Source organism: Paraburkholderia lebeckiae (assembly GCF_050436325.1).
Taxonomy (GTDB): Bacteria; Pseudomonadota; Gammaproteobacteria; order Burkholderiales; family Burkholderiaceae; genus Paraburkholderia; species Paraburkholderia tuberum.
This window is the reverse complement of record NZ_JBNDLZ010000003.1, coordinates 493,175-518,547: the sequence shown is the minus strand read 5'-3', so window position 1 is coordinate 518,547 and position 25,373 is coordinate 493,175. Positions and strand designations below refer to the sequence as shown.

Sequence of the window (25,373 nt, the reverse complement as noted above, 5' to 3'; positions counted from 1 at the left end):
TGAATAAAAAAGCACGGAACGCGCCTAAGGGCCAGGCTCAATGCGCGTCGTCCAGCAGCCGCCGCACCAACGGTTCGACGACCCGATAGTCCTGTTCGGCCTTCAGCCGGTACAACTCCGGCTTTGGATGCGCGCCGTCCGACATCAGCGACTTCCAGTCGGGCAGGCTGCTCACATACGCGTATTGATCGACGAGCGGCACCTGCTGTTCGGCGGCGACGCGCCGCGTCATCGCTATCATCGCGGCGAGCCGGGCGTTGAGCCGGTTATCGGGCATCGGGTTCGAGGTCTGCAAAACAGGCACCTTGCCGAGCGCTCGCGCGGTTTGCACGAGCGACGTCTCGGCCGCGTAGAACTGCTCGGGCGTCTGGTTGTGCATCACTTCGTTGATGCCGTAGTTGATCAACACGATCCGCGCGGGCGAGGCGGCGAGACGTTCGCGCCACGGCAGTCCCGCCGTCGGTCCCGCGCGACGATTGCCGGTGCCGTCGCGCAACTGCCAGGCCATCGTGCCGCCGACGCCGTAGTTCGTGACGCGCACGCGCTCGCCGTCATGCGCCTGCAACGCTTGCTGCAGATACGTGACGGCGTTGCCGGCTTGCGGGCCGCAGTGGCCATCGCTGCAGGTGATGCCGAGCGTGGTCGAGTCGCCGTAGGCGTCGATCAGCAGTTGCGTCGGCGATGACACTGCCGGCTCGGCCACGGCCGCGCTCGTTGTCGGCGCGATCAGCAGCAGCGCCGACACGACACCCAGCATGTGGGCAGCAACCACAGCCGGGCCGTTCATGCGCGGCCTTGCGGTGCTTGCCGCGCAACGTGGGCGCCGGCGCCGGTCGTCGCTCCCGACCCGCGTGCGCCGAAAATCAGGCGCTTCTCGAATGCGAACCACGTGATGCTCGCGTACACGAGCGTGATCGCGAGCGCGATCGCGGCGCTCAGATAGCGATTCAGATGCAGCGGCCACACCATGTACAGCACGCTCAGGTGGATCAGGTAGATCGTGTAGCTGACGGTGCCGATATAAACGAGCACGCGATTGCACAACAGCCGCTTCACGATGCCCTTGCTCTGCAGCGCGATCACGACGATCGACGTACACAGCACCAGCGACACGCTATACAGCCCCGCATTCGACAACGGCGTATTCGCCGCGCGAAAACGCGGGTAGTGCAGATGCAGCCATGCCAGCACCGCGAGCGCGGCCAGAGCGCCGAGCACCGCGAGTCCCTTGAACGGTTCGAGCGCATTGCGATCGCGCCGCACGGCAACCGCGAGCAGCGCGCCGGCCGCGAGCAGATCCATGCGGAACGGCGTCAGGTAGTAGATCGGCCAGAACGAATCGAACCACGGCGTCGCGAGCGCGCGCAGCAGCGGCACCAGCACGATCAGCGCGGCCGCCACCAGCCCAAGCAGACGCTCGGGCACGAGCAGGATCACGAACGGCCAGAAGATATAGAACTGCTCCTCGACCGCGAGCGACCACAGCACGTTGAGGCTGTCATGACCGCTTTGATTGAGCGCATCGCCGATATTGGTCGCGAAGAACGCGTACCAGTACCAGTGCTGCGCCCACGCGAGGCCGAACAGCAGCGACGACACGGCCATCAGCAGCAGGTACGGCGGCAGGATGCGGCGCGCGCGCCGTGCATAAAAATAGCTGAAATACGACTGCTGACGCGACTTGCGATCGAGCAGGATGCCGCTGATCAGAAAGCCGCTCAAAACGAAGAACAGATCGACGCCCATCCATAGCGGTGCTTTCAACGCGTGCTGCGCGAACACCGCGAGCACGGCGATCGCGCGCAGACCGTCGAGCTGCACGATGCGGGAATGGGAGGGCGCGAGGGGCAATGCGCTGGCTGTCATGAACCGTCCATGGTGTAAGCGGATGAGCCGGGCGAAGCGCCGTGCGGTTCGCCACGGATTGCCGGCGAACGGGCGCGCGCTTCGCGTCGCAACTGAAGTGCAATCGATTCTAGGGAAAAGAAACTCGAGAAAAAACCCGTTGGAATGGGCTAATTGAATCAGATTGAAACAGGGTATTTCTTTGGCCATTCTCGAAAGATTTATGTGTTTATGTGGTGAGCATCGGGCAATCCGTAATAAATGCGCATTGCGTGATATCGCATCGGTAGGAACGGGGGATTGTCGCGACAGAGGAGAGTGACGGCGAGGCTTGCGCTTTTATCTATTTTTAAAATCGTTTCTTTTTGCGACGTATAAGCGGACGAATATTTTTGAATTATTTTCGATTTTCGTCACCGCATTTTTTCCACGTAACTTAGTCGTGCGGACGGCTGCCTTCAGGCGCCGCGCTTCAATCGGTTGCGCTTCGTTTCGCTTTGCCACATCACTGAATTTCGCCCCGAGCGGGCGCAGGTCCGCGTGCATCGCGTTGACCGGACATCGACTGGAGGTTCCGCCTTGCGCCGTATCACGTTCAAAAGCTGGTTCGCCCTGACAGCCTGCGCCGCCGGCGTCGTCGCCGCATCGGCCAGTCTGCCGGCTCGCGCCGAAACCGCTTTGAACGCGAAGACCTCATGGATCGGCAACAGCTTCGGCTTTGGTGATGGCACATGGACGCAGATCGATATCACCGCTATCGCGGTCACGCCCGACGGCAAGGTCTATACGAACGCGCCGTGGGACGAAAGCGGCGCTGAAGCGAGCGTCTATCAGGACGGCAAGATGCTTGGCTTCGCGGGCGGCACGCATGGCTGGGGCAACGCCGGCGGCAATGCGATCGCGGTCAACCGGAAGTATGCGTTCGTCGCGATCGCGGTCGGCAATGAAAAGGGACGCCTGGTCGAGCCGGGCGTGTGGCCGGACAAGGGTAAGCAATGGTTTGGTATCTCGCGGCGCCTGATCGACGAGCCGAAGCGCGTGGCACCGTTTCAGCCCGCGGCTAAAAACGCGGACCCGCACGCGCAGCTCGCGGCCGGCTTTCTGATGATGAACGAAGTGCCGACCGGCACGAACGCCGAGATCGGCGGGCTAGCCGCGAACGACACGACGCTGTTCGCGGCCAATACCGCGCGCAATCGCATCGAAGTCTACGACGCCGAATCGATGCAGCAGAAAGCGACGTGGAACGTCCACGAGCCTGGACGTATCGCGCTCGCGCCCGACGGCACGCTATGGGTGCTCAGCGGCACGCGCGGCGATCGCGCGCCGGGTATCGGGCATTACACGGCGACCGGTCAGCGCATCGACGAGACCGTCATGCTGCCGGCCGATACGGTCGCGGTCGGCCTCGCCGTCGATGCGCAAGGCCGCCTCCTGATCGCCGATAACGGTCCGCGCCAGCAGGTGCTGTTCTTCACGAAGCGCGACGGCCGCTACACGGAGTCGGGCACGCTCGGCGAGCGCGGCGGCATTTTCAGCGGCGTCGCGGGCAAGCCCGGACCGTTGCGATTCAACGGGTTGACCGGCGTGGGTGTGGATGCGCGCGGCAACGTGTACGTGTCGACCAATGGCATCGGTCCGCGTTACGAGCCGATCGGCGCGGGCCTCGGCGCGACGCTCGAAAGCTATGCGCCGAACGGCAAGCGCAACTGGCAGGTCGAGGGGCTGCTGTTCGTCGACGGCGCGTGGATCGATCCGGCCCGGCCCGACAGCGTCTATACCGGCAACAAGCGCTTCGAACTCGATTTGTCGAAGCCGTCTGGACAGGACTGGAAATACGCGGGGTTCCTGTCGAATCGGTTCAAGTACCCGGACGATCCGGTGTTCCATACCGACCAGTATCCGGGTCTGCCGATCGCGCGGCGGTTGAAGGGGCACACGTTCCTCTATCTGACCGACATGTATGCGGATCATCTGAAGATCTATCGCTTCGATCCGAAGCATGACGGCGAGACCGCGATTCCCTCGGGATTTATCGCAGGTCGCGAGCGCGCGGTCGCGAAGGTGCCGAATGCACCGCCGGGCGGTGACTGGATCTGGCGCGACACGAATGGCGACGGGCGCTTCGATCGCGACGAATACACGCTGAACACGAGCGGCACGAAGCTCGCGGGCGGCTGGGGCTGGTGGGTCGATATGGCCGGCGACATCTGGCGTACCCGGGATACGAAGGGCATCTATCGCTTTCGTTTCGGCGGACTCGATGCGAAGGGCAACCCGGTCTACTCGTACTCGAACCTGACGCAGTACCCGGTGCCGGCACCGTTCAGCGAACTGCATCGCGCGATCTACGAATCGGACACCGACACGATGTACGTGAGCGGCTATACGGCCGATATGCCGACCGCGCAGGGCTTCTGGAAGGAAGTGGGGCGCGTGCTGGTGCGCTATGACAAGTGGTCGAGCGGCAAGCCGGTGCAGCGCTACGCGATCACGCTGCCGTGGCAGACGCAGAGCAAGCCCATCGCGACGATCATCGGCGTCACGGTCGAGGGGCAATACGTGTTCGGCGTCGAGCCGGTCGGCGCGGTGCACGTGTGGGACAAGGACAGCGGCAAGGAACTCGGCGTGATCCGGCCGGGCCCCGAAGTGGGCCGCGCGTCGGGTTGGGTCGACGTGCCGAACGGTATCAGCGCGACGAAGCGCGGCGATGGCGAGTACCTCGTCTTCGTCGAGGAAGACGCGCGCGGCAAGGTGCTGATGTATCGCTGGAAGCCTTGAGGTGCGTTGGCCTCGCTGACGCGGCCCCGCACGCAATCTAACCGCAACACCGAAGGGATTCGATGGACAAAGGCATTCTCAGGAACGTGGCGATCAACTTTTTCGGGCTCGTGCTGCCGACGTTCGTGTCGCTCGTGACCGTGCCGTCGTATATCCGGCTGCTCGGCGTGGAGCGCTACGGTGTGATCAGTCTCGTGTGGACGCTGATCGGCTACTTCGGGATTCTCGATCTCGGCATGAGCATGGCCGCGCAGAACCATATTTCGAAGGCGCGCGCGTCGGGCGACCAGCAGGAAAGCGCGCGCGTGTTCTGGAGCGCGACGTGGCTCAATCTGACGACCGGCGTGGCGGGCGGTCTGATCATCTACTTCGGCGGGTTCCTGTACACCGCGTATTTCACGAAGGTATCGCCCGAGCTGCAGCACGAAGTCTATATGGCGCTGCCGTGGCTCGCGGTCGCGATTCCGATCGCGAACGTGTCGTGGGTGTTCGCGGGCGCGATCAATGGCGCGGAACGCTTCGGCGTCTACAACACGAACCAGACGATCGGCACGTTCCTGTTCCAGCTGCTGCCGCTCGGTGCCGCGTGGTGGCTCGGCGCGACTTTGCAGAACGTACTCGCCGCGGCAGTCGTCGCGCGGATTCTCGCGGCGTTGCTGCTCGGCCGCTACGCGCTGAAAGTGCTTGAAATACGCAGCATTCAGCCGCCGCGGCTCGGCGTCGCAAAGGGGCTGTTCAACTTCGGCGGCTGGATGCTGATCGCGAGCGTGACGACGATGGTTGCCGATTCGCTCGATCGCGTGATGCTCGGTTCACGGCTCGGCGCGCGTTTCGTCACGTACTACACGGTGCCGCAGAACCTCGTCACGCGCCTGAACATCGTGCCGACCGCGCTGGTACGCACGCTGTTTCCGCGGCTTTCCGCAGTCGGCCGCGCCGACGCCGACACGATCACGCAGCAATCGCTCGAATTTCTGAACGGCGTGTTCACGCCGGTCGCGCTCATCGCGATGCTGGTGCTCGAACCGTTCCTGCATCTGTGGGTTGGCAACGAGATCGCGACGGTCGCGGCGCCCGTGGGCCGCATCATGATCGTCGCCGTGTGGCTCGTCGGCCAGGCGAACGTGACGCGCATCCTGATTCAGTCACAGGTCAACCCAGCCACCGCCGCGCGCATCGGCCTCGTCGAGTTGCCGCTTTTCGCCGGCGCGTTGTGGCTCGGTATCACGCATTTCGGCCTGACGGGCGCGGCGGTCGCGGTCGGCGCCCGCGCGCTGTTCGACTACGCGGTGCTGCTGCGTTTCGCCGCGATCCGCGCGCGCCAGATCGTGCTCGACATGCTAGCCCATCTCGCCTTCCTGCTCGCCAGCCTGTGGCTCGCGAGCTTCCTGCCGAGCCTCGCGCTCGCGATCGCCGCCGGTGTGCTGATGGTCGGCGCGAACGTCGCGTGGTCGATCACGATGACGCCCGCCTTGCGCAATCTTGCGCGTTCACTGTTATTGCGACTGAATCCGAGGAAAAGCGCATGAATCAAGACGTCCTTGAAAAAGACCTGTTGAGGCCCGCGACGCGCAGCGCGCTCGACGAACTGACGAGCGTGCCCGGCATCCAGCCGGCACCGCGCCGTACCGCGCCGCGCGCGAGCAAAAACGTGCGCATCGCGATCGTGCACGACTGGCTCGTCACCTACGCGGGCGCGGAGAAAGTGCTCGAGCAGATCATCGCGTGCTTTCCCGATGCGGACCTGTTCAGCCTCGTGGACTTTCTCGACGATCGCAGCTTCCTGCGCGGCAAGCCGGTGACGACGTCGTTCATCCAGAAGCTGCCGCTCGCGCGCAGCAAGTACCGCTCGTATCTGCCGCTGATGCCGCTCGCGATCGAGCAGCTCGACGTGTCGGCGTACGACGTCGTGATCTCGAGCAGTCACGCGGTCGCCAAGGGCATTCTGACCGGTCCCGATCAGGTGCATATCAGCTACGTGCATTCGCCGATCCGCTATGCGTGGGATTTGCAGCATCAGTATCTGCGGCAGTCGAAGCTGACCAACGGCCCGAAGTCGGCGCTGGCGCGGCTGATTCTGCATTACATGCGCAACTGGGATATCCGCACGTCCAACTCGGTCGACGGCTTCGTCGCGAACTCGGCGTTCATCGCGCGACGCATCAGGAAGGTGTATCAGCGCGACGCGCAAGTGATCTTCCCGCCGGTCGATGTCGCGGCGTTCACGCTGTGCACGGAGAAGGAAGACTTTTATCTGACCGCGTCGCGCATAGTGCCGTACAAGAAAATCGATCTGATCGTCGAGGCGTTCGCGCGGATGCCCGAGCGCAAGCTCGTCGTGATCGGCGACGGACCCGACATGGCGAAGATCCGCGCGAAGGCGGGGCCGAACGTCGAGATCATGGGCTATCAACCGTTCGAGGTGCTGAAGGACCGCATGAGCCGCGCGAAGGCATTCGTGTTCGCGGCCGAAGAGGACTTCGGCATTTCGGTGGTCGAGGCGCAGGCTTGCGGCACGCCGGTGATCGCGTACGGCAAGGGAGGAGCGCTCGAAACCGTGCGCGATCTGTCCGAACCGAAGCCGACCGGCATGTTCTTCGATGAACAGGATACCGACTCGATCATCGCCGCCGTAAATCGTTTCGACGAGCTTGGGCACCGGTTCCTGCCGGAGAATTGCCGCGGTAACGCCGAGCAGTTTTCGGCCGCGCATTTCCGCGAGCGCTTTTTCTCGCAGGTGCGCGCGGCGGTGCCCGCGTTGCGCACGGCGACGCTGCCGGCTTATACGCCGTATCGGCCGGCCGTGCAGGGCGCCGCGAACGTGCCGCGCATTCTTGCCGTCGATCAGAGCGGCGTGCTCGGCGGCGCCGAACTGTCGCTGCTCGAAATCGTCAAGGCGCTGCGCTCGCGCATCGAGGTCGTGCTATTCGACGACGGGCCGTTCAACACCGCACTCGCGAAAACCGGCGTCGAGGTCACTGTGCTCGATGCCGGCGCGCTGAAAAATGTGCGCAAGCAGGGCGGTTCGATGCCGAAAGGTCAGGCGTTGAAGGGACTCATCTCACTCGTGCGTGCCACCGCGAAACGCGCGCGCAAGGTGGATGTGATCTACGCGAACACGCAGCGTGCGATGGTGATCGGCGCCGTGGCCGGCAAGCTCGCGAGACGGCCGGTGGTCTGGCATTTGCGCGACATCGTCAGCGCCGAGCATTTCGGCGGCAAGCAGCTTGCGATCATCAAGTGGTGCGCGCGGCTCGGCCTCACGCATGTGATCGCCAATTCGGCTGCGTCGGCGCAGGCGTTCGCGAAGCTCACGCGGTTCGACAGCAAGCGCATCGACGTCGTGTTCAACGGGATCGCCGCGGAGCCATTCGACGCATTGCGCACGGTGCCGCAAGCGGTGCTGCGCGAGCGCCTGAATCTGCCGCGCGACGCGTTTCTCGTCGGCTCGTTCAGCCGGCTTGCGCGTTGGAAAGGGCAGCATGTGCTCCTCGAAGCAATGGTGCTCAATCCGCAGATGCATGCGGTGCTGGTCGGCGCGGCGCTGTTCGGCGAGGACCAGTACGAGAGCGAACTGCGCGCCTTCGTCGCCGCGCACAAGCTTGGCGAGCGGGTGCATTTTCTCGGCTTCCAGCACGATATTCCGGCCTGCATGTGCGCGGTCGATACGGTTGTGCATACGTCGATCACCCCGGAGCCGTTCGGCCGCGTGATCGTCGAGGGGATGCTCGCGCAGCGGCCGGTCGTGGCGTCGCGCGCAGGCGGCGTGCTCGAAATCATCGACGACTACGAGAACGGCGTGCTGTGTACGCCGGGCGATGCGCATGCGCTCGCCGATACGCTCGCCGAATTGCGCTCGAACGGCGACTTGCGCGACAAACTGGTCGAGAACGGCTATCGGACCGCGCAGGAGCGCTTCGGCCCGCGCAGCTATGTGGATGGGGTCGCGGGGATTCTGACCGGCGTGGCAGCGCGGTGACGAGATGATTTTTACGCGAGGGTAGACGAGGGCTTGGCCAGTCCTTGCTTGGCGTGGCGGAGCGAAAGTCGAAGGGCTTTCGCTCCGTTTTTTTTATTGCACCGCCGGGTGGCTTTAGAGTTCAAGCCGCGATTGATTTTCCGTCTCGCCATGCCGCCATGAATACGGTGAGCATGACCCGATGCTCTGGTTCTGCTAGCGCCTTCCAGGCTTAAAACTCGCCGACCACCTCATCGCAGGCAACTCAACCAGCCGATAGGACACATAGGCGGCCGGCACGGCGACCAGCATATAACCGAACGACGGCCAGATCGACATCTGCAACGACGAGCGGAACAGCCACGACGACAGCAACACGAAGATCGGCAGATGGATCAGATACAGCGAGAAGCTGAAGTCACCGACGCGCGACAGCAAGCGCGCTACTGCATCCGACCCGGCACGAAGCAGCGCGCGCACACCGCCCGTTTCACGCCGGGAAGCATGACGTCCATCGAGCGCCTTGTACAGATAGCACGCGAAACCGAGCGACCAGATCTGGAACGCGCCGTACTGGCCGAAATGAAACGCGGCGCAGCCTGCCGCGATCAATACCGCCGCGAGCACGTACAGCGATGCGGGCGCTCGCGCCCCTTGCGCGCTGCGCGCTTTGGCATCGGCGATCCACGCACCGAGCGTCCAGGAGAACCAGTACGACGTGAAGAACTGCAGATCGTGGCGCTCCAACCCGTACGCGGACGCAACGTTGATCGCGCCGACGAGCGCGAGCACGGCGTTGATGCCGATGCGCCGCCGCAGCGCGAACAGCAGCGGATAAATCGCATAGAACTGCACTTCGAGCGACAGCGTCCACAGCGCGCCGTTCGAGCCATACGTTTTACCCGCCACACCCTGCAGCGAAAACAGGTTGACCAGAAACGGATGCCAGCCGATGTCGCGAATCTTGTGACTGACGGGCGGCAATTGCAGGCTCAACGAATCGAGCGCGAAGGTCAGTACGAGCGCCGCCAGCAGGACGGGGTAGATGCGCGCGAAGCGCCGCAGCCAGAAGTTGCCTGCATCGAGCCGGTAAGCGGGATTGCCCGCGAGCCGCAGCGCGCCGCCGCGATGGATGCAGTAGCCGCTGATCACGAAGAACATCGGCACACCGGCCGAGCCCCATGCGATCGGAAACGTCAGATACGCGGCGAGACTACTGGGACTCAACGAATGTCCGACGCTCTGATGAAACGCCTGCATGCCGACCCACACGATCTGGCGGCAATGAAAGTAGGCGACCAGCAGCGCGGCGAAGCCTCGCATCGCGTCGATCGCGTGCTCCTTGCTGGCGCTATCGACGTGCGCGTCGCTGCGCGCATGCGCCGCGGCCGGGTTTTTCTCCGGGCGCGGCAGCGGGGAGAGGGGCAGGGATGAGCCGGCGGCATCCAGCGCTGGGTCGCTCATACGCGGTCCTTATCTGAAGCGGAAAAGAGAAAAAATTGACGCGGAACAGGCCGTCGAGCGGGCGTTTTGCGCACCCGCGACGCATCCATCCTAGAGCACCGCAATCCTAAAAAATGATTTAAAAAATCCATTTCGGATTGAATCAGATATCGATTTTGTGACGAATTGTAATTGCGTGTCGCCGTATGGGGTGTTGAATTATTTATCGCTTTTGTCGTGCTAATTTAAAGCAAGGATTCTCTGACCCAGAGGTGAAGTCATGAACCTGCATTTACTGGCCGGCGTGGCCGTCCTGCTGATCCTGGTGGCCGCCTCCGCCTACCGAGATGCCTTGCGCAACGAGCCGATCCGTAGTTACCGGATGAACCCAGGCAAGCTGCCACCCGTTGACGAACAGGAATGACGCGCTGCCGAAGCCGGTCATCGGATCGCCAGGCGACCCGTGTCAGGGGACGTCCGAAAGGTAAGACTTTCGGATTTGCTCGATCACCTCTGGCAATAAACGCGTAATAGTTTCTCAAATTTTCACAATGTAGTATTGCGATTAATGCGTGAATTATCCGAATTAAAGCGGAGAAAACGCTTGCGCGAACCTCGCAGATTTTTCTGCTAGTCTTGCGCCGGCATTGATTGGCCGCCAGGTCCGCGAACACACCAATTTCTAACCGATGTGGGAATGCCTACCATGCTGAAAGTCACCAAAGCCGTGTTTCCCGTAGCGGGCCTCGGGACACGATTCCTGCCGGCTACCAAAGCAAGTCCGAAGGAAATGCTGCCGATCGTCGACAAGCCGCTGATCCAGTACGCGGTCGAAGAGGCGATCGACGCCGGCATCACCGAGATGATCTTCGTGACGGGCCGCAGCAAGCGCGCGATCGAAGATCACTTCGATAAATCCTATGAGATCGAATCCGAACTCGAAGCGCGCAACAAGCAGAAGCTGCTCGACCTCGTGCGCAGCATCAAGCCGGCCAACGTCGACTGCTTTTACGTGCGCCAGGCCGAAGCACTCGGTCTCGGCCATGCGGTGCTGTGCGCCGAAAAACTGGTGGGCGACAGCCCGTTCGCGGTGATTCTCGCCGACGACCTGCTGCATAGCGCGAAGCCCGTGATGAGTCAGCTCGTCGATACCTTCAACCACTATCACAGCTCGGTGATCGGCGTCGAAACGATCGCGCGCGAGGATAGCCGCTCGTACGGCGTCGTCGACGGCCGCGAGTGGGAAGACAACGTGATCAAGCTGTCGGGCATCGTCGAGAAGCCAGCGCCGGACGAGGCGCCGTCGAATCTCGGCGTGGTGGGCCGCTACGTGCTGATGCCGACGATCTTCAAGCATATCCGCGCGCTGAAGCCGGGTGCGGGCGGCGAGCTGCAACTGACCGACGCGGTGCAGTCGTTGCTGACCGAGGAGCAGGTGCTCGCGTATCGCTACTTCGGCACGCGCTTCGATTGCGGCAGCAAGCTCGGCTATCTGAAGGCGACCGTCGAATTCGCACTGCGCCATCCCGAGGTGAAGGCTGAATTCGAGGCGTATCTGCAAGCCTATATGCAGAACGAAGCGTCAGGTGGCGACGCGGCGCAATTGACGGCAGAAGCCGCGTGAAGTGACACGACCTGGAAAGAAAAACGGGCGCCGCATTGCAGGGCGCCCGTCGTCGTTTCGGCCGGACGGACTCAACCCTGCTTCTTCACCTCGAGCCGGAACTTGTGCAGCAACGGCTCGGTATATCCGCTCGGCTGCTGGCGCCCCTCGAAGACGAGCGCCTGCGCGGCCTTGAACGCGATCGTGTCGAAGCCGGGCGCCATCGGCTGGTAGAGCGGATCACCGGCGTTCTGCGCGTCCACCACCTTGGCCATGCGCTTGAACGTCTCCTCGATGAACTCGCGCTTGATCACACCGTGATACAGCCAGTTGGCGATGTGCTGGCTCGAAATACGCAGCGTCGCGCGGTCTTCCATCAGGCCGACGTTGTGGATGTCCGGCACTTTCGAGCAGCCGACGCCCTGGTCGATCCAGCGCACCACGTAGCCGAGAATGCCCTGCGCGTTGTTGTCGACCTCGGCGCGGATTTCGTCGTCGCTCCATTGCGCCTTTTCGACGACCGGAATCGTCAGCAGGCCATCGAGCAGTTCGTCGCGCACCGTCGCATAGTCGGTGCGTTCGAGTTCCTGCTGGACCGCCTGCACGTCGACCTGGTGATAGTGCAGCGCGTGCAGCGTCGCCGCGGTCGGCGAGGGCACCCACGCGGTGTTCGCGCCAGCCTTCGGATGGCCGATCTTCTGCTCGAGCATCGCGTGCATCAGGTCGGGCATCGCCCACATGCCCTTGCCGATCTGCGAGCGGCCGCGCAGGCCCGCGCTCAAACCGACCAGCACGTTGCTGCGCTCGTACGACGTGATCCACTTGCTCGACTTCATGTCGCCCTTGCGCATCATCGGGCCCGCTTCCATCGCCGAGTGCATCTCGTCGCCGGTGCGATCGAGGAAGCCCGTGTTGATGAACGCGACGCGCGCCGACGCTTCGGCGATACAGGCGAGCAGATTCATGCTGGTGCGGCGCTCCTCGTCCATGATGCCCATCTTGATCGTGTTGCGCGGCAGCTTCAGCAGGTCTTCGACGCGCGCGAACAGTTCGCTCGCGAACGCGACTTCGGCCGGTCCGTGCATCTTCGGCTTCACGATATAGATCGAGCCGGTGCGCGAGTTCAGCTTGTTCTGACGGTCGCGCAGCGCGCACAGCGTCGTGATCACCGCGTCGAGAACGCCTTCCGGAATCTCGTGGCCGTCTTTCGTCAATACGGCCGGGTTCGTCATCAGATGGCCGACGTTGCGGATGAATAGCAGCGAGCGGCCATGCAGCTTGACCTGCGACTTGCCGTCGGCGCCGATGTATTCGCGATCGGCATTGAGCCGGCGCGTGAAGGTCTTGCCGTTCTTCGTGACCTCTTCGGTCAGGTCGCCGTTCATCAGGCCGAGCCAGTTGCGATAGAGCTGCACCTTGTCATCGGCGTCGACGGCCGCGACCGAGTCCTCGCAATCGATGATCGTCGTGACGGCCGCTTCGACGACGACGTCCTTGACATGGGCCGCATCGGTCTTGCCGACCGAATCGTTCGCATCGATCTGGATCTCGACGTGCAAGCCGTTGTGCTTGAGCAGCACCGCCGACGGCGTGCTCGCGTCGCCCTGATAGCCGACGAACTGCGCGGGTGTCTTCAGCGCCGTGGTGCCGCTCTTCAGCGCGACGAGCAGTTGGCCGTTCTCGACGCTATAGCGCGTTGCGTCTGCGTGCGAGCCGTTCGCGAGCGGCGCGGCCTGATCGAGGAACTTGCGCGCGTACGCGATCACGGCTGCGCCGCGCACCGGGTTGAAGCCCTTCTGCTTTTCCGCGCCGTCCGTTTCGGGGATCGCGTCGGTGCCGTACAGCGCGTCGTACAGGCTACCCCAGCGCGCGTTTGCGGCGTTCAGCGCGTAGCGCTGGTTCGACAGCGGCACGACGAGCTGCGGGCCGGCCTGTCCGGAGATTTCGCTGTCCACGTGGTCGGTCGTGGCCTGGACGCTGGCGGGCACGGGCACGATGTAGCCGATGCCTTCGAGAAACGCACGATACGCACGCAGATCCCGCACCGGACCGGGATTGGCCCGATGCCAGTTGTCGAGTTCGCTTTGCAGGCGGTCGCGCTCGGCGAGCAACGCCCGATTTTTGGGCGCCAGCTCGTGCACGAGGGCGTCGAATCCCGACCAGAAGGCGGCGCTGTCGATTCCGGTGCCGGGCAGGGCTTCGGATTCAACGAACTGGTCGAGGTTGGCGGCGACCTGCAGTCCGCCGCGCGGGTTCATCTGAGTCATCGACTGCTCCATCTGTTATGGGACCGACGAGGGGGCGTCGGTCCGCGTTTGTGTTTCGGGATTGCTTTGGCGCTCGGCGCTTTACACGCCGAGCGCCTGAATGCCGGCTTTCGCGACCTGCGCATCCTGCTCCGACTTGACGCCCGATACGCCGACCGCGCCGACCACGTGGCCGTCGACGATCACCGGCACCCCGCCTTCGAGCGTGCCCTGCAGCGGTGCGCTGAGGAACGCGGTGCGGCCGTTGTTGATCATGTCTTCATAGACCTTGGTTTCGCGCCGGCCGAGCGCCGCGGTGCGCGCTTTTTCGGTCGCGATATACGAGGTGGAGGGCGCCGCGCCGTCGAGACGCAGCACCGCGAGCGGATGGCCGCCGTCGTCCGCGACGACGATCGCGACAGGCCATTTGTTCTTCTCGGCTTCCGCACGGGCGGCATCGACAATGCGGGTGGTCTCGGCGACGGTCAACACGGGTTTGCTCAGCATAATGAATATCCTGTCTGGGTGATGGGAAGGTGGCTTCTACAGCTTCTTTCGGTAACCGGCGATGCGGCGCTTCAGAAGATCCTCGGGGCTCCGTTGCAAGCTTCTTGCGACTCTCCGGCGCGCCTGATCCGACGATTTTACTTCCGCGCGAGGCAGCGCGAAACGGCGGCCTCGCCAGGCCGCTCTGCCCGTGCGCTCGACAGTGCCGCCGCAACGCCATCCGCAGGGCGGTCCACAAGCGCGGCCTGGCTCAGAAATAACTAGGTAGACCAGCAGATGAGCTGGTTTTCGAAGCATTCATTGCGGCCAGACAATGGTCGCGCCGCGAGCCGTAGCGGGGGCGACGGCTTCGGTTCATCGTTGGATGACAGCGGCAAGCGAACGAGGCCCGGTTCACGCTTTCACGAGTGAACCAGACCCGCGCATGGGCGACGCGAACACCGCTTAGCCGCCCACGAACCAGTCGAAACCAGTGGAAGGCAGCCGAAACTGGCGGATACGCCCGAAGAAACATTCGATCTGCGTTCGACCTGTATCAGGTCGGTTTCCCGCACTCGCCGACAATGAGGCCAACCGGGGCAGCAGCATTGACTATGATCGCGCTGTCAGTCCGGACCACACGATGACGGCTCGGCGGTGCGACCCAGTCAGCGATCGGGGGGCGTTGATGAATGGCGATCGCGGAGAAATCCTTGCACCCAGTTTTCAGGGCGACGTCCGAGGTCGGGTGCGCGATGGCAAGGTGGGCGAACCCCAAACATATTCCAGCGCATAGTGCAGGCAGCGTACGCATGGTGTGTCCTCCTTGTGCGAGAGAGCCAGTAGAGTGCCAGTCAACTGTCTGTCAGCTTCGATGAGTAGGGCTCCGCAGCGATCAATCTTGCCCCGCGTCGGCAGTGGCGGATCGATCGTTGGCTCGTTGAAGGCACGACAGGCCTGGTACGCTTTCAATCTATGCAGTGGCGATTAAAGCAGGCTTAAAGGCTTCCCCGTGCCGGCACGATGATGATCGCTCGTTCTCTCCGATACGCCGAACGCCCGGCAAACGAAGAATCTCGCGGACGTGACCGCCGATAGCCGACCCACATTGCAGGGCGGCGGCGTCAATATCAATCGGACGATCCCGCAGTCCCGCCGAAGAGGGGGGGCTGTTGAACCTGAAACTGCCCCAGCGCCCAACCGAATGACTCGATTTCCCGCTTATGCAGCATCGCGAGCTTCAACAGGCACCGCTCGCCTTTTTCTGTCAGATGGACCTGCACGAGTCGCCGGTCGGAATTGTCGGGGCGACGCTCGACGAGCCCGGCGGCTTCGCAGCGCGACACGAGCGCCGCGGTGCCGTTGGGCGCCGCCTGCAACCGTTCGGCCAGTTCGCCGATACTGGCCCAGCAGCGGTCGGGAAATCCCCTGACGTGAAGGAGCATCTGATATTGCAGAGGCGTGACTCCTTCCGCGTGAGTAATTTCTTCCGAATACCGCATGAACCTGCGTAACTGGTAACGGAATGCCGACATGGCTTCGAGATCCTGCTTGTTGGGCATGCCGACCCGGATACGCGGTGATGTTTGTTTCACTTTCCTGCCTGTCTCGTTCGGAACATGGACCAAGTGCCTGAAACCGGATTCTCCGCAGCGTTGCTGAAAGTCGCGTTGCTCTATCGCAAAGCGCGCCGGAAATCCGGCGTGACGGGTGACAGCGCAAAATCGTATCAGATGGATTGCGTGCCCGCGCCGGCTTGAGATGCAGTGAGCAGTGGGTGTTCCCGTATCGCCACGACCATCAGGGTTGGTGAACACGCGTTGATAGGACTATAGTGCATGGCACGGCATGACATGATTGCCGAGGCCTGTCTACCCGGTCGCACCGACCGATTCAGGCGGGCGGTGCGATGTTCGATCATGCCCCCAGGACCGCTCGGCTTCTTTCTGCGTGGACCTTGTATTGCATGCATGGGACCGCTCGAGGCTCGCGCGCCGAACGAGGACACGGTGTTGCGAGGAGAGGCGGGATATGGACCCCACGAAGCTCGACGGCAAGCAAGGAGATTCGGCGCCTCCTGACAACGCGCATGAAGTCGCGAAGCCGCTCGACCTCTATCGCATGAGCATGCTGGGGTTCTGCCTCGGAATCGTGACCGGTTTTGGCGCGGTCGTGTTCAGGATGCTGATCGGCACTATCCATAATGCAGCGTTTCTCGGACGCCTTTCGCCGCTATACGACGCGAGCCAGTTTACCCCGCCGTCGCCGTGGGGCGCATGGGTGATTCTCGTGCCGGTAGCAGGCGGCTTCGCGGTCACGTGGCTGGTAAGCCGCTTCGCACCGGAGGCAAAAGGGCATGGCGTGCCAGAAGTAATGGACGCGATCTATTTCGGGGGCGGCGTGATCCGTCCGGTGGTGGCGGTCGTCAAGTCGCTCGCATCGGCGATCGCGATCGGCACCGGTGCGGCGGTGGGCCGGGAAGGTCCGATCATCCAGATCGGTTCGGCACTGGGCTCGACGCTGGGTCAGTGGCTGCGGATGCCCGCCAGTCAGCGGATCATTCTCGTTGCGAGCGGCGCGGGGGCCGGCATTGCCGCGACGTTCAATACGCCGATCGGCGGCGTACTGTTCGCGACCGAGCTGATGATGCCGGAAATCAGCGTGGGGACTTTTCTGCCCGTTGCACTGGCAACGGGCACAGCCACGTTCGTGGGACGGCTGTTCTTTGGCGGATCGGCGGCTTTTCTGGTTCCCCCTCAGCTCGGCGCGCTCGATAACCATCTCGCGAGTGGCTTCACGCTGCTGCTTTACGCGCTGCTCGGGGTCGTGGCCGGCGTGGCGGCCGTGTTGCTGATTCGCGCATTGCACTGGGCGGAGGACGCGTTCGATCGCGTTCCGGGGCGTTTTGCGCGCCACGCGCTCGGCATGCTGTTCGTCGGCGCAATGATGTATCTGCTGATGCGCTACGCAGGGCACTACTACGTGGAAGGCGTGGGCTACGCAACGATCCAGGCGACGCTCAATGAACAGTTGCAAGGCGGCCTGTTCCTGCTGCTGCTTGCGCTGTGCAAGACGGCCGCGACGTCGGTTAGCCTCGGCTCCGGCTCGTCGGGCGGCGTGTTCTCGCCGTCGCTGTTCATCGGCGCGACGTTGGGCGCCGCGCTGGCGTCCCTGCTCCATTTGCTGGTGCCGGCCGCTCCGGTCAGCGTGCCTGCATTCGCGATGGTCGGCATGGGGGCGGTGGTCGCGGGCGGCACGGGTGCCGCGATGACGGCAGTGGCGATGATCTTCGAAATGACGCGCGATTACGACATCGTGCTGCCGATGATACTTGCGGTTGCGTTCAGCATCGGCACCCGCCGGCTCCTCTCGCGCGAGACGATCTACACGATGAAGCTCGTCAGGCGCGGTCATGTCATTCCAGATGCGTTGCACGCCAATATGTTTCTCGTGCAGAGCGCGGCGGCGATCATGGAGGCCGACATACTGGTGCTCGACGCGGACGTCCCGTTTCGCGATCTCCTCGATCGGATGGGCTTCGCGCCGTTCCGGCACATCGTCGTCACGAAGGCAGGCATGCTGTACGGCGTGCTGCGCATCAACACTGGCCTGCGCCGCGCGGTCAGCCACGACAATCCGACGATCACGATCGGGCAACTCGCGCATCGCAACTTCATCGTCGTGAAGCGATCCGATGCGGCGTTCGAAGTGATCAGCGAACTCCGGCAGCGCCGCGCGGTGATGGCGGTGGTCGTCGCGGATTCCGCCGTCGATGGCGTGTTCGACGTGTCCGGCGTGATTGCGAAGGAGCATATTGCGGACGCCGTCGCGCGTAGTATCGATATTTTCCAGCCCCGGGCTCGCGCAAGGACCGCCACGTCAACGCAATCCGTGCGCGTCAACAATGCTTCCTATGCCGTGCACGGCAAGGCTCTGAAGGTGAGCGACGATGAAGCTGAAAACTGAGTGGCATACGTTGCGCGAGCGGCTCAAGGCCGCGGCGCACCTTGCGGATTCCGGGAGCACACGGGAAGACCGTTCGCCCGACGCAACTCCCGACCCACGCGAGTGGGTAATCGTCTATCGCACCGAGCGCGGATTCTGCTGCATGTACCGGGGCGAGCCGGTCGAATTCGACGAGATGCTGGACGTGCAGATTTGGTCGGAGGAAGAGGACGTGCGGCTCTGGTACTTCGGGCTTTGAGCCGGTCTGCGCGTCGTGCGCTGCGCAATTAGCGGTACACCAGGTCGGCGCGGCGATTCTGCGACCACGACGCTTCGTCATGCCCCAGCGCAACCGGTTTTTCCTTGCCCAGGCTGACGGCTTCCAGTTGCGTCCTGGGCACGCCAAGCGTTTCCAGTTCATGCGTGACGGCCTGCGAGCGTCGCTCTCGCAGAGCGAGGTTGTATTCGGCGGTGCCGCGCTGGTCGGTGTTGGCCTGTATCAGCACTTGCTGGGACGGATGCCGGCGCAGGCCTTCGTATGAATGAATTGGTGTCGAACTACCCCGATTGACGTTTTATCGAAGAACTCGGGATTCACTTGTATTTATATCACAACATGCCTATCCTAGCGGCGAGTGGTGCGGAACACGGTACGGCGATATTGCTGGTTGTTGCATAGGGTCCGAGAGAACGTCCACTCGTCTTCAGGCGACAGAAGGCGATCCTCTCCGCCCAGCTTCACGGCTGGGCTTTTTTTAAATTGGCCCATACATAATGGTGAATCCGTTCGCCACTTCCTTTCGATTCCTTGACAGAAGAACGCTGCAACACGCTCGGCGGCCGTGGTTCCACTATGGGATTTTCCGGCTGGGCGCGGTGGCCAGGGGTCTCGTCGCAGTTCTGCATGCGCGCCTTATCGAAGCAGGTTATGACATATTTCGGCGCAGGCGGCCTGTTGGCGCCATCGCTCGCGATCGGTGCGGGGATCGGCAATACGCTGCATCTGGCGCTCGGACAGATGCAATTGCCGATGCTGATCGCGCACGGCATGGTGGGCTATCTCGCGGCAGTCACGCAAAGTCCGACCACGGCCTTCGTAATAATCATCGAGATGATCAATGAGCACGCACCCGTCATTTCGCTGAGGGCGACCGCGCTGATTGCGAGCCGGGTTTCGAATGTTTTGGCACCGCCGCTTTACGAGGCACTGTCGGAGCGTTACAGATAGACAGTCATGTATTACTGGATGCGATACAGCGATCATCTGATGAACTCCACGCTACGCTCACCCAAACTCCTCGGCAAGTTGTCCAGGGCTATGCTGATTGTCGCGACCGCCATTTGCGGTAGCGTGAATGCAACGGTGGGCGATCGGATTGCCGACGACTCGATGCCGCCGGATTCATCGGGTCCCTGGGCCGGGATGAGGTTGTCGAGCGGCTCGTGCGCGGCGGCCGTTGCGTGTCCCACGGCGCGATGGTATGCGGACCGCGCCGAGCCACCCTCGGGCTTTTCTTCGGCCAACCTGTCGAGCGAGGCGAACGGCGAAAGCCTGACGGTTGGCGAGGAGCACTTCAAGTCGCGCACCTCTTTCGGCGCAGGCAGTTTCGCGCTCGGCGCCTTGGGTTTCGCGGCTTCGCGCATCAATTGGTGATCTCGATCTCGGTAGGTGATAGGCAACCGGCGCGACACCGCGTGCTCGACTGGCCGCCACGGATCGATGTAGCGGTAGCGAGGCGGGCTGGTATTGCGGGACCGTAGCAGGAACTTCCCGCGTCCTCGACCGTATGCCGCGGCTATGCCTCCTCGCCTTTTTCATCCTTTCCGATAACGATGCTCGTCGACGACGCAAACAGGTAACGCGGCACATCCAGATTCTGGGGCGCGGGTTTGTCTTTGAACACTCGACCGGCCAGGTCGTAAGTCGAGCCGTGACAAGGGCACAGAAAGCCCCCGGGCCAATCGTCAGGCAGACTCGGTTGCGGCCCGGGCTGGAAGCGGGGAAGCGGGGTGCAGCCGAGATGGGTGCACACGCCGATCACAACGAGTATGTTGCGATGATCCGGGCGCGACCGGTATTCGTTGTTGCAGTAGGCCGGCAGCGGTATCGAGAACGGATGCACGGTATGCGGGTCGGCGACCATCGGACTGGCCTTCAGTACGGCCGCCAGCATCTCGTTGGTTCTGTTGACGATGAAAATCGGCTTGCCGCGCCATGCCACGGTCATCATGCTGCCAGGCTCGAGTCCGCCGATATCGGCGCTGACTGGCGCCCCGGCTGCCCTCGCACTGGCCGGCGGCGCAAAGGAGTCGACAAAAGGAACGACGACCGCCACGCCTCCTATGGCGCCGACGGCCGATGTGGCGATGAGCCATCTGCGGCGGCCTTCGTCGACAGGCTCGCTGGAACCGTTTTTCATGGCAAGCTCCGAGTCGGTTCGGTAGCCCGTCGCGACTTTTCACGAGTACCGGTTACCGAATGCGCCGCCGCGGTCGTCGCGAGCCGGAAAGCCGGCGAATCGGATCGCGTGCGGCCAGAAACGCGAAACGCCGGTCTACATCGGCCACAGGAACAGTTCGTGCACATGCGACGACGGAGCGACATTCACGTCCCTGCGCTCGGTCTTGCCGTCATATGTGGCGCTCACGCTATACCGGCCGTGAGGCAGCGACGCCAACAGGAAAGGACCCTTTGCGGTGGTCTGCAATATCGTATTGCCGTGCATGTCGGATAGCGTCACCGGGATATTCGCAAGGTACTGGTTGCCGCTAGCCGCCTTGCCCGCAAACTCGAGCGTGAGTGGATACCTTGGCATGACCTCCTTGATAGCGGTGGATTGGCCAAGGCCGATCCCGCCGCTCAGGAACGTAACGTCACCCTCGTGCTGCACCGCGGGTAAAGGCTGAGTTGCCGCGAACGCGTATTGGACGCTTGCACCCAGTGCGAGTGCGGTCAAGCCAACTTTGACGATTGCGTGCTGGTTCATTTCGAGCTCCTCGTAACGTGTGGCGATGAGGTACGCGCCGCCACTGCGCTGCCAGGGTCTGTTTACACATGTAAGCAGACCCTAGCCCATGTCGATGGTGACGAACTTGCGCTGTCCGTCGCGTTGGACCAATAGCGCAACCGCGTTACCGCTGTTCGCCGCTTTCCGCCGGAACTGGGCGGGACTTGATACATGAGTGCTGTCGACCATCAGGATGATGTCTCCCGGTTCGATGCCGGCGAGCGCGCCGGCCCCCGTGCTTTTTTCGACCAGGACACCACCTTCGACACCTGCGTCGTGTCGCTCCTGTGCGGTCAAGCCACGCACGGTCAATCCATCGGGAGCTGCGACCTTCGCAATGGCCGGGGTCTCGGCAGGAGTGGCATTCAGACCGCCAAGCGCGACTGTCGTATCGTGCGTGGCGTTATCGCGCCAGTACACCAGATGGACGGATGTGCCCGGTTTGAGATCGGCTACTGTGACGGGCAACTGAGTCGAATCTGGAATATCAACCCCATTGATCTTCATGATGACGTCGCCTGGTCTGAGACCGGACCTGGCAGCCGGTCCTCGCGGGTCGACCGAGCTGACGAGCGCCCCTTGCGGCCTGTTCAGACCGAAAGATTGCGCAAGCGGCCAACTGACATCCTGAATCGTGATGCCGAGGCGTCCGTGTTCCGCCTCGTGGTGCATTTGCAGCTGTTGGGCAACTTTCATCGCTTCATCGATCGGCAGCACGAACGCGGCTCCTTGAACGTCGCCGATCTCTTTCGTGACAGGCATTTCGATCCCAATGACGTTGCCGTTCAGACTGAACACCGGGCTACCTGCATCGCCCGCATTTTCGGTCATGTCGGTCTGGATAAGCGGTACATACGACTCGCCTGGCAAAGGCCGCGACATGTTGCTGATGATGCCTGCCGTCACCGTGTCGTTCAGTCCATAAGGGGAGCCGATCGAAACGACCCACTGACCGGCCTTGTTCGCGGACGGCGAGCCAATTTTGACTGTCGGCAGTCTGGTGGCGGGAATCTTGAGCAGCGCGATACCGCTCGCTGGGTCGTCGCCGACCACCGTGGCCTTGAACTTGCGGCCGTCCCTTAGCGTCACGCTGATTCGGGTTGCTTTGGTTATCAGGCTGGAGTCGGTGAGAATGTAACCATCGGCGGCGATGATGAATCCAGAGCCGCTGCGTTGCGAAGCCAGGCCTGTCGCGCCAGGAGGGACGTAGGCGAACGGCTGGAACTGCCGGGTAAAAGGATCGTCTTCGCTGCCGGCCGGCGGCCAGAGGGGCGTGAAGGTGGCGACGGGTTGAGCCGCTGTCACGCTGATATTGACGACTGCTTTGCCTTCTTCGCTGACGAGGCGCGAGAAGTCCGTCACTATCGGGGGCGCCGTGTCGTGGCCTGGAAGCCTGGCAGCCGGCACATCCGCTCCAGAGCTTACGTTGTTCGGAGGGGATTGCGCCATGCAGCCCGCGGACACCGCCACGGTCAGACATTCCACGATCAGGAAGTACTTGAGATTGTCGCGTCGCATCACATGCCCCCCGACATGAGCAGCTGAGTCGGTCGAGTCGGAGTAACGCGTCTGTCCGATGCGTTCTCCATGCTGCTGTGATTCGACTCTAGGTCGCCACTTTTAAAACAAGCTTAAAAAAGCCCGATGAGAGGGTCCGGCTCGCACGTCCACGTCAACGCTAATTTCGGTACTATACGGATCTACTTTCTGTCCCCGATCTTCGCCGGATCTGCGCTCCCGTCGCGCGTGCAACCATGCCTACCATCAACGAACTGTTCGTCTATCCGATCAAATCCTGCGCGGGCATCGCGCTCACCGAGGCCCGGCTGTTGGCGACGGGCCTCGAATACGACCGCAACTGGATGATCGTCGATCCCGAAGGCGCGATGTTCACGCAGCGCGTGTATCCGCGCATGGCGCTGATCAAGGTCGAACTCGGCGCAGAGGAGCTGATCGTCAGCGCGCCGGGCATGCGTGAGCTGCGCACGCCGCTCGATGCCGCGCGGCTCGCCGCGGCTCCCAGGGTCGCTACCGCGGTGTGGCGCGACGCGGCCTACGGGCTCGACACCGGCGAAGAAACGGCGGCCTGGTTCACGGAGTTCCTCGGTCTACCCGCGCGCTTGCTGCGGTTCGATCCCGAACGCGAACGCATCGTCGATCCGGACTATACGGACAGCACCGGGGGCGCCACGACCTTTTTTGCCGATGGCTTTCCGCTGCTGGTGGTCGGCCAGGCCTCGCTCGACGATCTGAACGCGCGCCTGAACGGCAAAGGCGCACCGTCGATCAGAATCGATCGCTTCAGGCCCAATATCGTGCTCAGCGGCCTCGATGCCTATGAAGAGGACTATGTCGAGACGCTCGCCGTCGGCGCGAATGCGGACTCGAGCGCGCGCGTCGAATTACGGCTCGTCAAGCTGTGCTCGCGCTGTCCGATGCCGACCATCGATCAGGCGCGCGGCGCGCCCGATCCCGACTGGCCGAACGAGCCGACCGACACGATGCTCGGTTATCGCGTCAGCGAGCGCTTCGACGGCGCGGTCACGTTCGGCAACAACGCGCTGGTCGCGAGCGGGGCAGGGGCCTGGCTGCGGGTCGGGCAGCAGGTCGACGCGGAGCTCGGGTTCGGCGATTGATGGGATGAAAGGCGGCCGAGGCCCGCTTCGATCGCCGATCAGGCCGCCCGCGCAATGGCCGACGCGGCTCGTGTTTGCCCATCTCGATTGCCGCGAGCTTCGCGTTCCCAGCAAGGCGCTTCGGCGCTCTCGCCAACCGCATTGCCCACCAGAATCACCGCCGGACTGCCGAAGCCCGCGCCGAGCGCATCGGCGGCGAGCCGATCGAGCCGCGTCAACAGGCGCCGCTCGTCGCTGCCGCCGGCCCACTGCACGACCGCGGCCGGCGTTTCGGCCGGCAGGTGCGCGAGCAACGCAGCGGCGATGCCGTCGATGCGCCGCATGCCCATATAGATCGCGAGCGTCGTGCGCGTCGCGGCGAGCGCGGCCCAGTCCGGCTCGCCGTGATCTTCGGTGTGCGCGGTGACGAAGCTGACGCCGTGGCAATGCCGCCGATGCGTGAGCGAGATGCCGAGGCCCGCGGCGGCCGCGAAGCCCGACGAGACGCCGTTGACGATCTCGACCGCGAGGCCCGCGTCGCGCAGCACCGCGAGTTCCTCGCCCGCGCGACCGAACAGCAGCGCTTCGCCGCCTTTGACGCGCACCACGTGCAGCCCCTTCAGCGCATAACGCCGCATCAGCCGCTCGATGAACGCCTGCGGCGTCGAGCGGCAGCCGCCGCGCTTGCCGACGCGAATCACGCGCGCCTGCGGCGCGAGCGTCACGATGTCAGGATTCGCGAGGTCGTCGAGCAGCACGACGTCGGCGGCCGCGAGCGCCTTGACGGCCTTCAGCGTCAGCAAGTCGAGGTCGCCCGGGCCCGCACTCAGCAGCGTGACCTTGCCGGTGTTGGTGTTCATGTTGGTGTCCTTATGCCGTTGGTTTCTGTCGGCCCGAAACGAAAACGGCGCCCGCCCGTGAAGATCACGAGGGGACGCCGTTGTCCATTGCATTGCCTGTCGACGGTTGAGTCTGCGCGTCGCGACGACGTTGCCGCGATGACGTTGCGCAGGAGCAATGCAAGGACCACGCCATCGATCCGATCAAGGCGCGCAAGCCGTTGCCACACATTGCGATTCACGCGGAAAACTTGACGAGGACCGCACGCCCGTGCGCCTTCGTTTCGCACGTCGACAGTGCTGCGTCGCACCATCCCTGTGCTTTGCTGCCTCAAAACGCGTCGCGAGCGGGGTCCGGTTAGAAGCCGCGCGACTTGCCGCAAATCCCCGCCACACCCCGCTTTCCGGCGCATTTATCGATATTGGCACGACCTTTGCGATAAGCGTTGCCATCGGACCAACGTTGGTTCGTCGCGCTTGCAACACGACTGCACGCGCCCGTAGCACCCAACAGGACAACGGCGTCCCCCGAATTCGGCCCCTCGGCTGGATTCGCGGGACGCCGTTTTTATTTCCACAATCGCTTTCGCCAGACACCAGAGGA

19 protein-coding genes and 2 pseudogenes are annotated in these 25,373 nt (G+C 63.2%); 9 read left to right on the top strand and 12 right to left on the bottom strand.

From position 1 onward, the window contains the following. Nucleotides 1–37 precede the first annotated feature (37 nt). Both OKW44_RS20315 and OKW44_RS20310 read right to left on the bottom strand, forming a co-directional pair. Nucleotides 38–787, bottom strand: coding sequence for an SGNH/GDSL hydrolase family protein (locus OKW44_RS20315; protein ID WP_026225381.1), 750 nt, complete (start codon nt 785–787; stop codon nt 38–40). Next, entirely contained in the window at nt 784–1,866 is a 1,083-nt protein-coding gene (locus tag OKW44_RS20310; RefSeq protein ID WP_018418016.1) for an acyltransferase family protein, read from the bottom strand. The genes OKW44_RS20315 and OKW44_RS20310 overlap by 4 nt, the downstream gene beginning before the upstream one ends. Nucleotides 1,867–2,424: 558 nt before the next feature. Here OKW44_RS20310 and OKW44_RS20305 point away from each other — a divergent pair. The 3 genes from OKW44_RS20305 to OKW44_RS20295 all read left to right on the top strand — a co-directional run bounded on the left by OKW44_RS20305 (nt 2,425) and on the right by OKW44_RS20295 (nt 8,605). Then, entirely contained in the window at nt 2,425–4,626 is a 2,202-nt protein-coding gene (locus OKW44_RS20305) for an NHL repeat-containing protein (protein ID WP_018418015.1), read from the top strand. A gap of 62 nt (nt 4,627–4,688) precedes the next feature. After that, nucleotides 4,689–6,155 carry a flippase gene (locus OKW44_RS20300; protein WP_018418014.1) on the top strand — a complete coding sequence of 489 codons (1,467 nt, stop codon included), beginning with the start codon at nt 4,689–4,691 and terminating at the stop codon, nt 6,153–6,155. Beyond that, the gene (locus OKW44_RS20295) at nt 6,152–8,605 is read left to right on the top strand and encodes a glycosyltransferase family 4 protein (RefSeq protein WP_018418013.1); all 2,454 of its coding nucleotides are present in this window, start codon (nt 6,152–6,154) and stop codon (nt 8,603–8,605) included. Before OKW44_RS20300 ends, OKW44_RS20295 begins: the two co-directional genes overlap by 4 nt. A 195-nt stretch (nt 8,606–8,800) precedes the next feature. Here the strand turns inward: OKW44_RS20295 and OKW44_RS20290 are convergent, their stop codons facing one another. Beyond that, complete coding sequence (locus OKW44_RS20290) at nt 8,801–10,048, bottom strand: acyltransferase family protein (protein WP_018418012.1); 1,248 nt, start codon at nt 10,046–10,048, stop codon at nt 8,801–8,803. 259 nt (nt 10,049–10,307) lie between these two features. Between OKW44_RS20290 and OKW44_RS20285 the strand changes: the two genes are divergently transcribed. Next, a complete protein-coding gene (locus tag OKW44_RS20285; protein WP_184074077.1) occupies nt 10,308–10,451 on the top strand; it encodes a hypothetical protein in 144 nt (47 codons plus the stop codon). 282 nt (nt 10,452–10,733) lie between these two features. Beyond that, on the top strand, nt 10,734–11,651 hold the full coding sequence (gene galU / locus OKW44_RS20280; RefSeq protein WP_051103749.1) for a UTP--glucose-1-phosphate uridylyltransferase GalU: 918 nt from the start codon (nt 10,734–10,736) through the stop codon (nt 11,649–11,651). Nucleotides 11,652–11,722: 71 nt separating this feature from the next. On the opposite strand, the gene OKW44_RS20275 is transcribed toward galU, so the two are convergent. The 3 genes from OKW44_RS20275 to OKW44_RS20265 form a co-directional block, all read right to left on the bottom strand. Further along, nucleotides 11,723–13,897 carry a malate synthase G gene (locus tag OKW44_RS20275; RefSeq protein WP_026225380.1) on the bottom strand — a complete coding sequence of 725 codons (2,175 nt, stop codon included), beginning with the start codon at nt 13,895–13,897 and terminating at the stop codon, nt 11,723–11,725. Between the two features lie 81 nt (nt 13,898–13,978). Next, entirely contained in the window at nt 13,979–14,383 is a 405-nt protein-coding gene (locus tag OKW44_RS20270) for a heme-binding protein (protein ID WP_018418008.1), read from the bottom strand. 1,109 nt (nt 14,384–15,492) lie between these two features. Beyond that, nucleotides 15,493–15,924 (bottom strand): MarR family winged helix-turn-helix transcriptional regulator, encoded by a 432-nt coding sequence (locus OKW44_RS20265; RefSeq protein ID WP_018418006.1) that lies wholly within the window; start codon nt 15,922–15,924, stop codon nt 15,493–15,495. Between the two features lie 469 nt (nt 15,925–16,393). Between OKW44_RS20265 and OKW44_RS20260 the strand changes: the two genes are divergently transcribed. Together OKW44_RS20260 and OKW44_RS20255 are read left to right on the top strand one after the other, a co-directional pair. Next, the gene (locus OKW44_RS20260; RefSeq protein WP_280783607.1) at nt 16,394–18,328 is read left to right on the top strand and encodes a chloride channel protein; all 1,935 of its coding nucleotides are present in this window, start codon (nt 16,394–16,396) and stop codon (nt 18,326–18,328) included. Further along, on the top strand, nt 18,312–18,566 hold the full coding sequence (locus OKW44_RS20255) for a hypothetical protein (protein WP_018418003.1): 255 nt from the start codon (nt 18,312–18,314) through the stop codon (nt 18,564–18,566). Before OKW44_RS20260 ends, OKW44_RS20255 begins: the two co-directional genes overlap by 17 nt. A gap of 28 nt (nt 18,567–18,594) precedes the next feature. Here OKW44_RS20255 and OKW44_RS20250 read toward each other — a convergent pair. After that, nucleotides 18,595–18,837, bottom strand: a pseudogene (locus OKW44_RS20250) (OmpA family protein); the annotation flags it as partial. A gap of 416 nt (nt 18,838–19,253) precedes the next feature. On the opposite strand from OKW44_RS20250, the pseudogene OKW44_RS20245 reads away from it, so the two are divergent. Further along, nucleotides 19,254–19,535, top strand: a pseudogene (locus tag OKW44_RS20245) (chloride channel protein); the annotation flags it as partial. A 32-nt stretch (nt 19,536–19,567) separates the two neighbouring features. Here the strand turns inward: OKW44_RS20245 and OKW44_RS20240 are convergent. From OKW44_RS20240 to OKW44_RS20225, 4 genes are all read right to left on the bottom strand, one after another. Continuing rightward, nucleotides 19,568–19,954, bottom strand: a complete 387-nt coding sequence (locus tag OKW44_RS20240; protein WP_162633889.1) for a hypothetical protein — start codon at nt 19,952–19,954, stop codon at nt 19,568–19,570. Between the two features lie 149 nt (nt 19,955–20,103). Further along, the gene (gene petA, locus OKW44_RS20235) at nt 20,104–20,727 is read right to left on the bottom strand and encodes a ubiquinol-cytochrome c reductase iron-sulfur subunit (RefSeq protein ID WP_018417999.1); all 624 of its coding nucleotides are present in this window, start codon (nt 20,725–20,727) and stop codon (nt 20,104–20,106) included. 135 nt (nt 20,728–20,862) lie between these two features. Continuing rightward, nucleotides 20,863–21,294 (bottom strand): carboxypeptidase-like regulatory domain-containing protein, encoded by a 432-nt coding sequence (locus OKW44_RS20230; RefSeq protein ID WP_018417998.1) that lies wholly within the window; start codon nt 21,292–21,294, stop codon nt 20,863–20,865. Between the two features lie 81 nt (nt 21,295–21,375). Then, nucleotides 21,376–22,833 (bottom strand): trypsin-like peptidase domain-containing protein, encoded by a 1,458-nt coding sequence (locus OKW44_RS20225; protein ID WP_026225378.1) that lies wholly within the window; start codon nt 22,831–22,833, stop codon nt 21,376–21,378. A 236-nt stretch (nt 22,834–23,069) separates the two neighbouring features. On the opposite strand from OKW44_RS20225, the gene OKW44_RS20220 reads away from it, so the two are divergent. Beyond that, complete coding sequence (locus OKW44_RS20220; RefSeq protein ID WP_018417996.1) at nt 23,070–23,951, top strand: MOSC domain-containing protein; 882 nt, start codon at nt 23,070–23,072, stop codon at nt 23,949–23,951. 38 nt (nt 23,952–23,989) lie between these two features. Here OKW44_RS20220 and cobA read toward each other — a convergent pair whose 3' ends face one another. Beyond that, nucleotides 23,990–24,790, bottom strand: coding sequence for a uroporphyrinogen-III C-methyltransferase (cobA, locus tag OKW44_RS20215; protein ID WP_018417995.1), 801 nt, complete (start codon nt 24,788–24,790; stop codon nt 23,990–23,992). Nucleotides 24,791–25,373 lie beyond the last annotated feature (583 nt).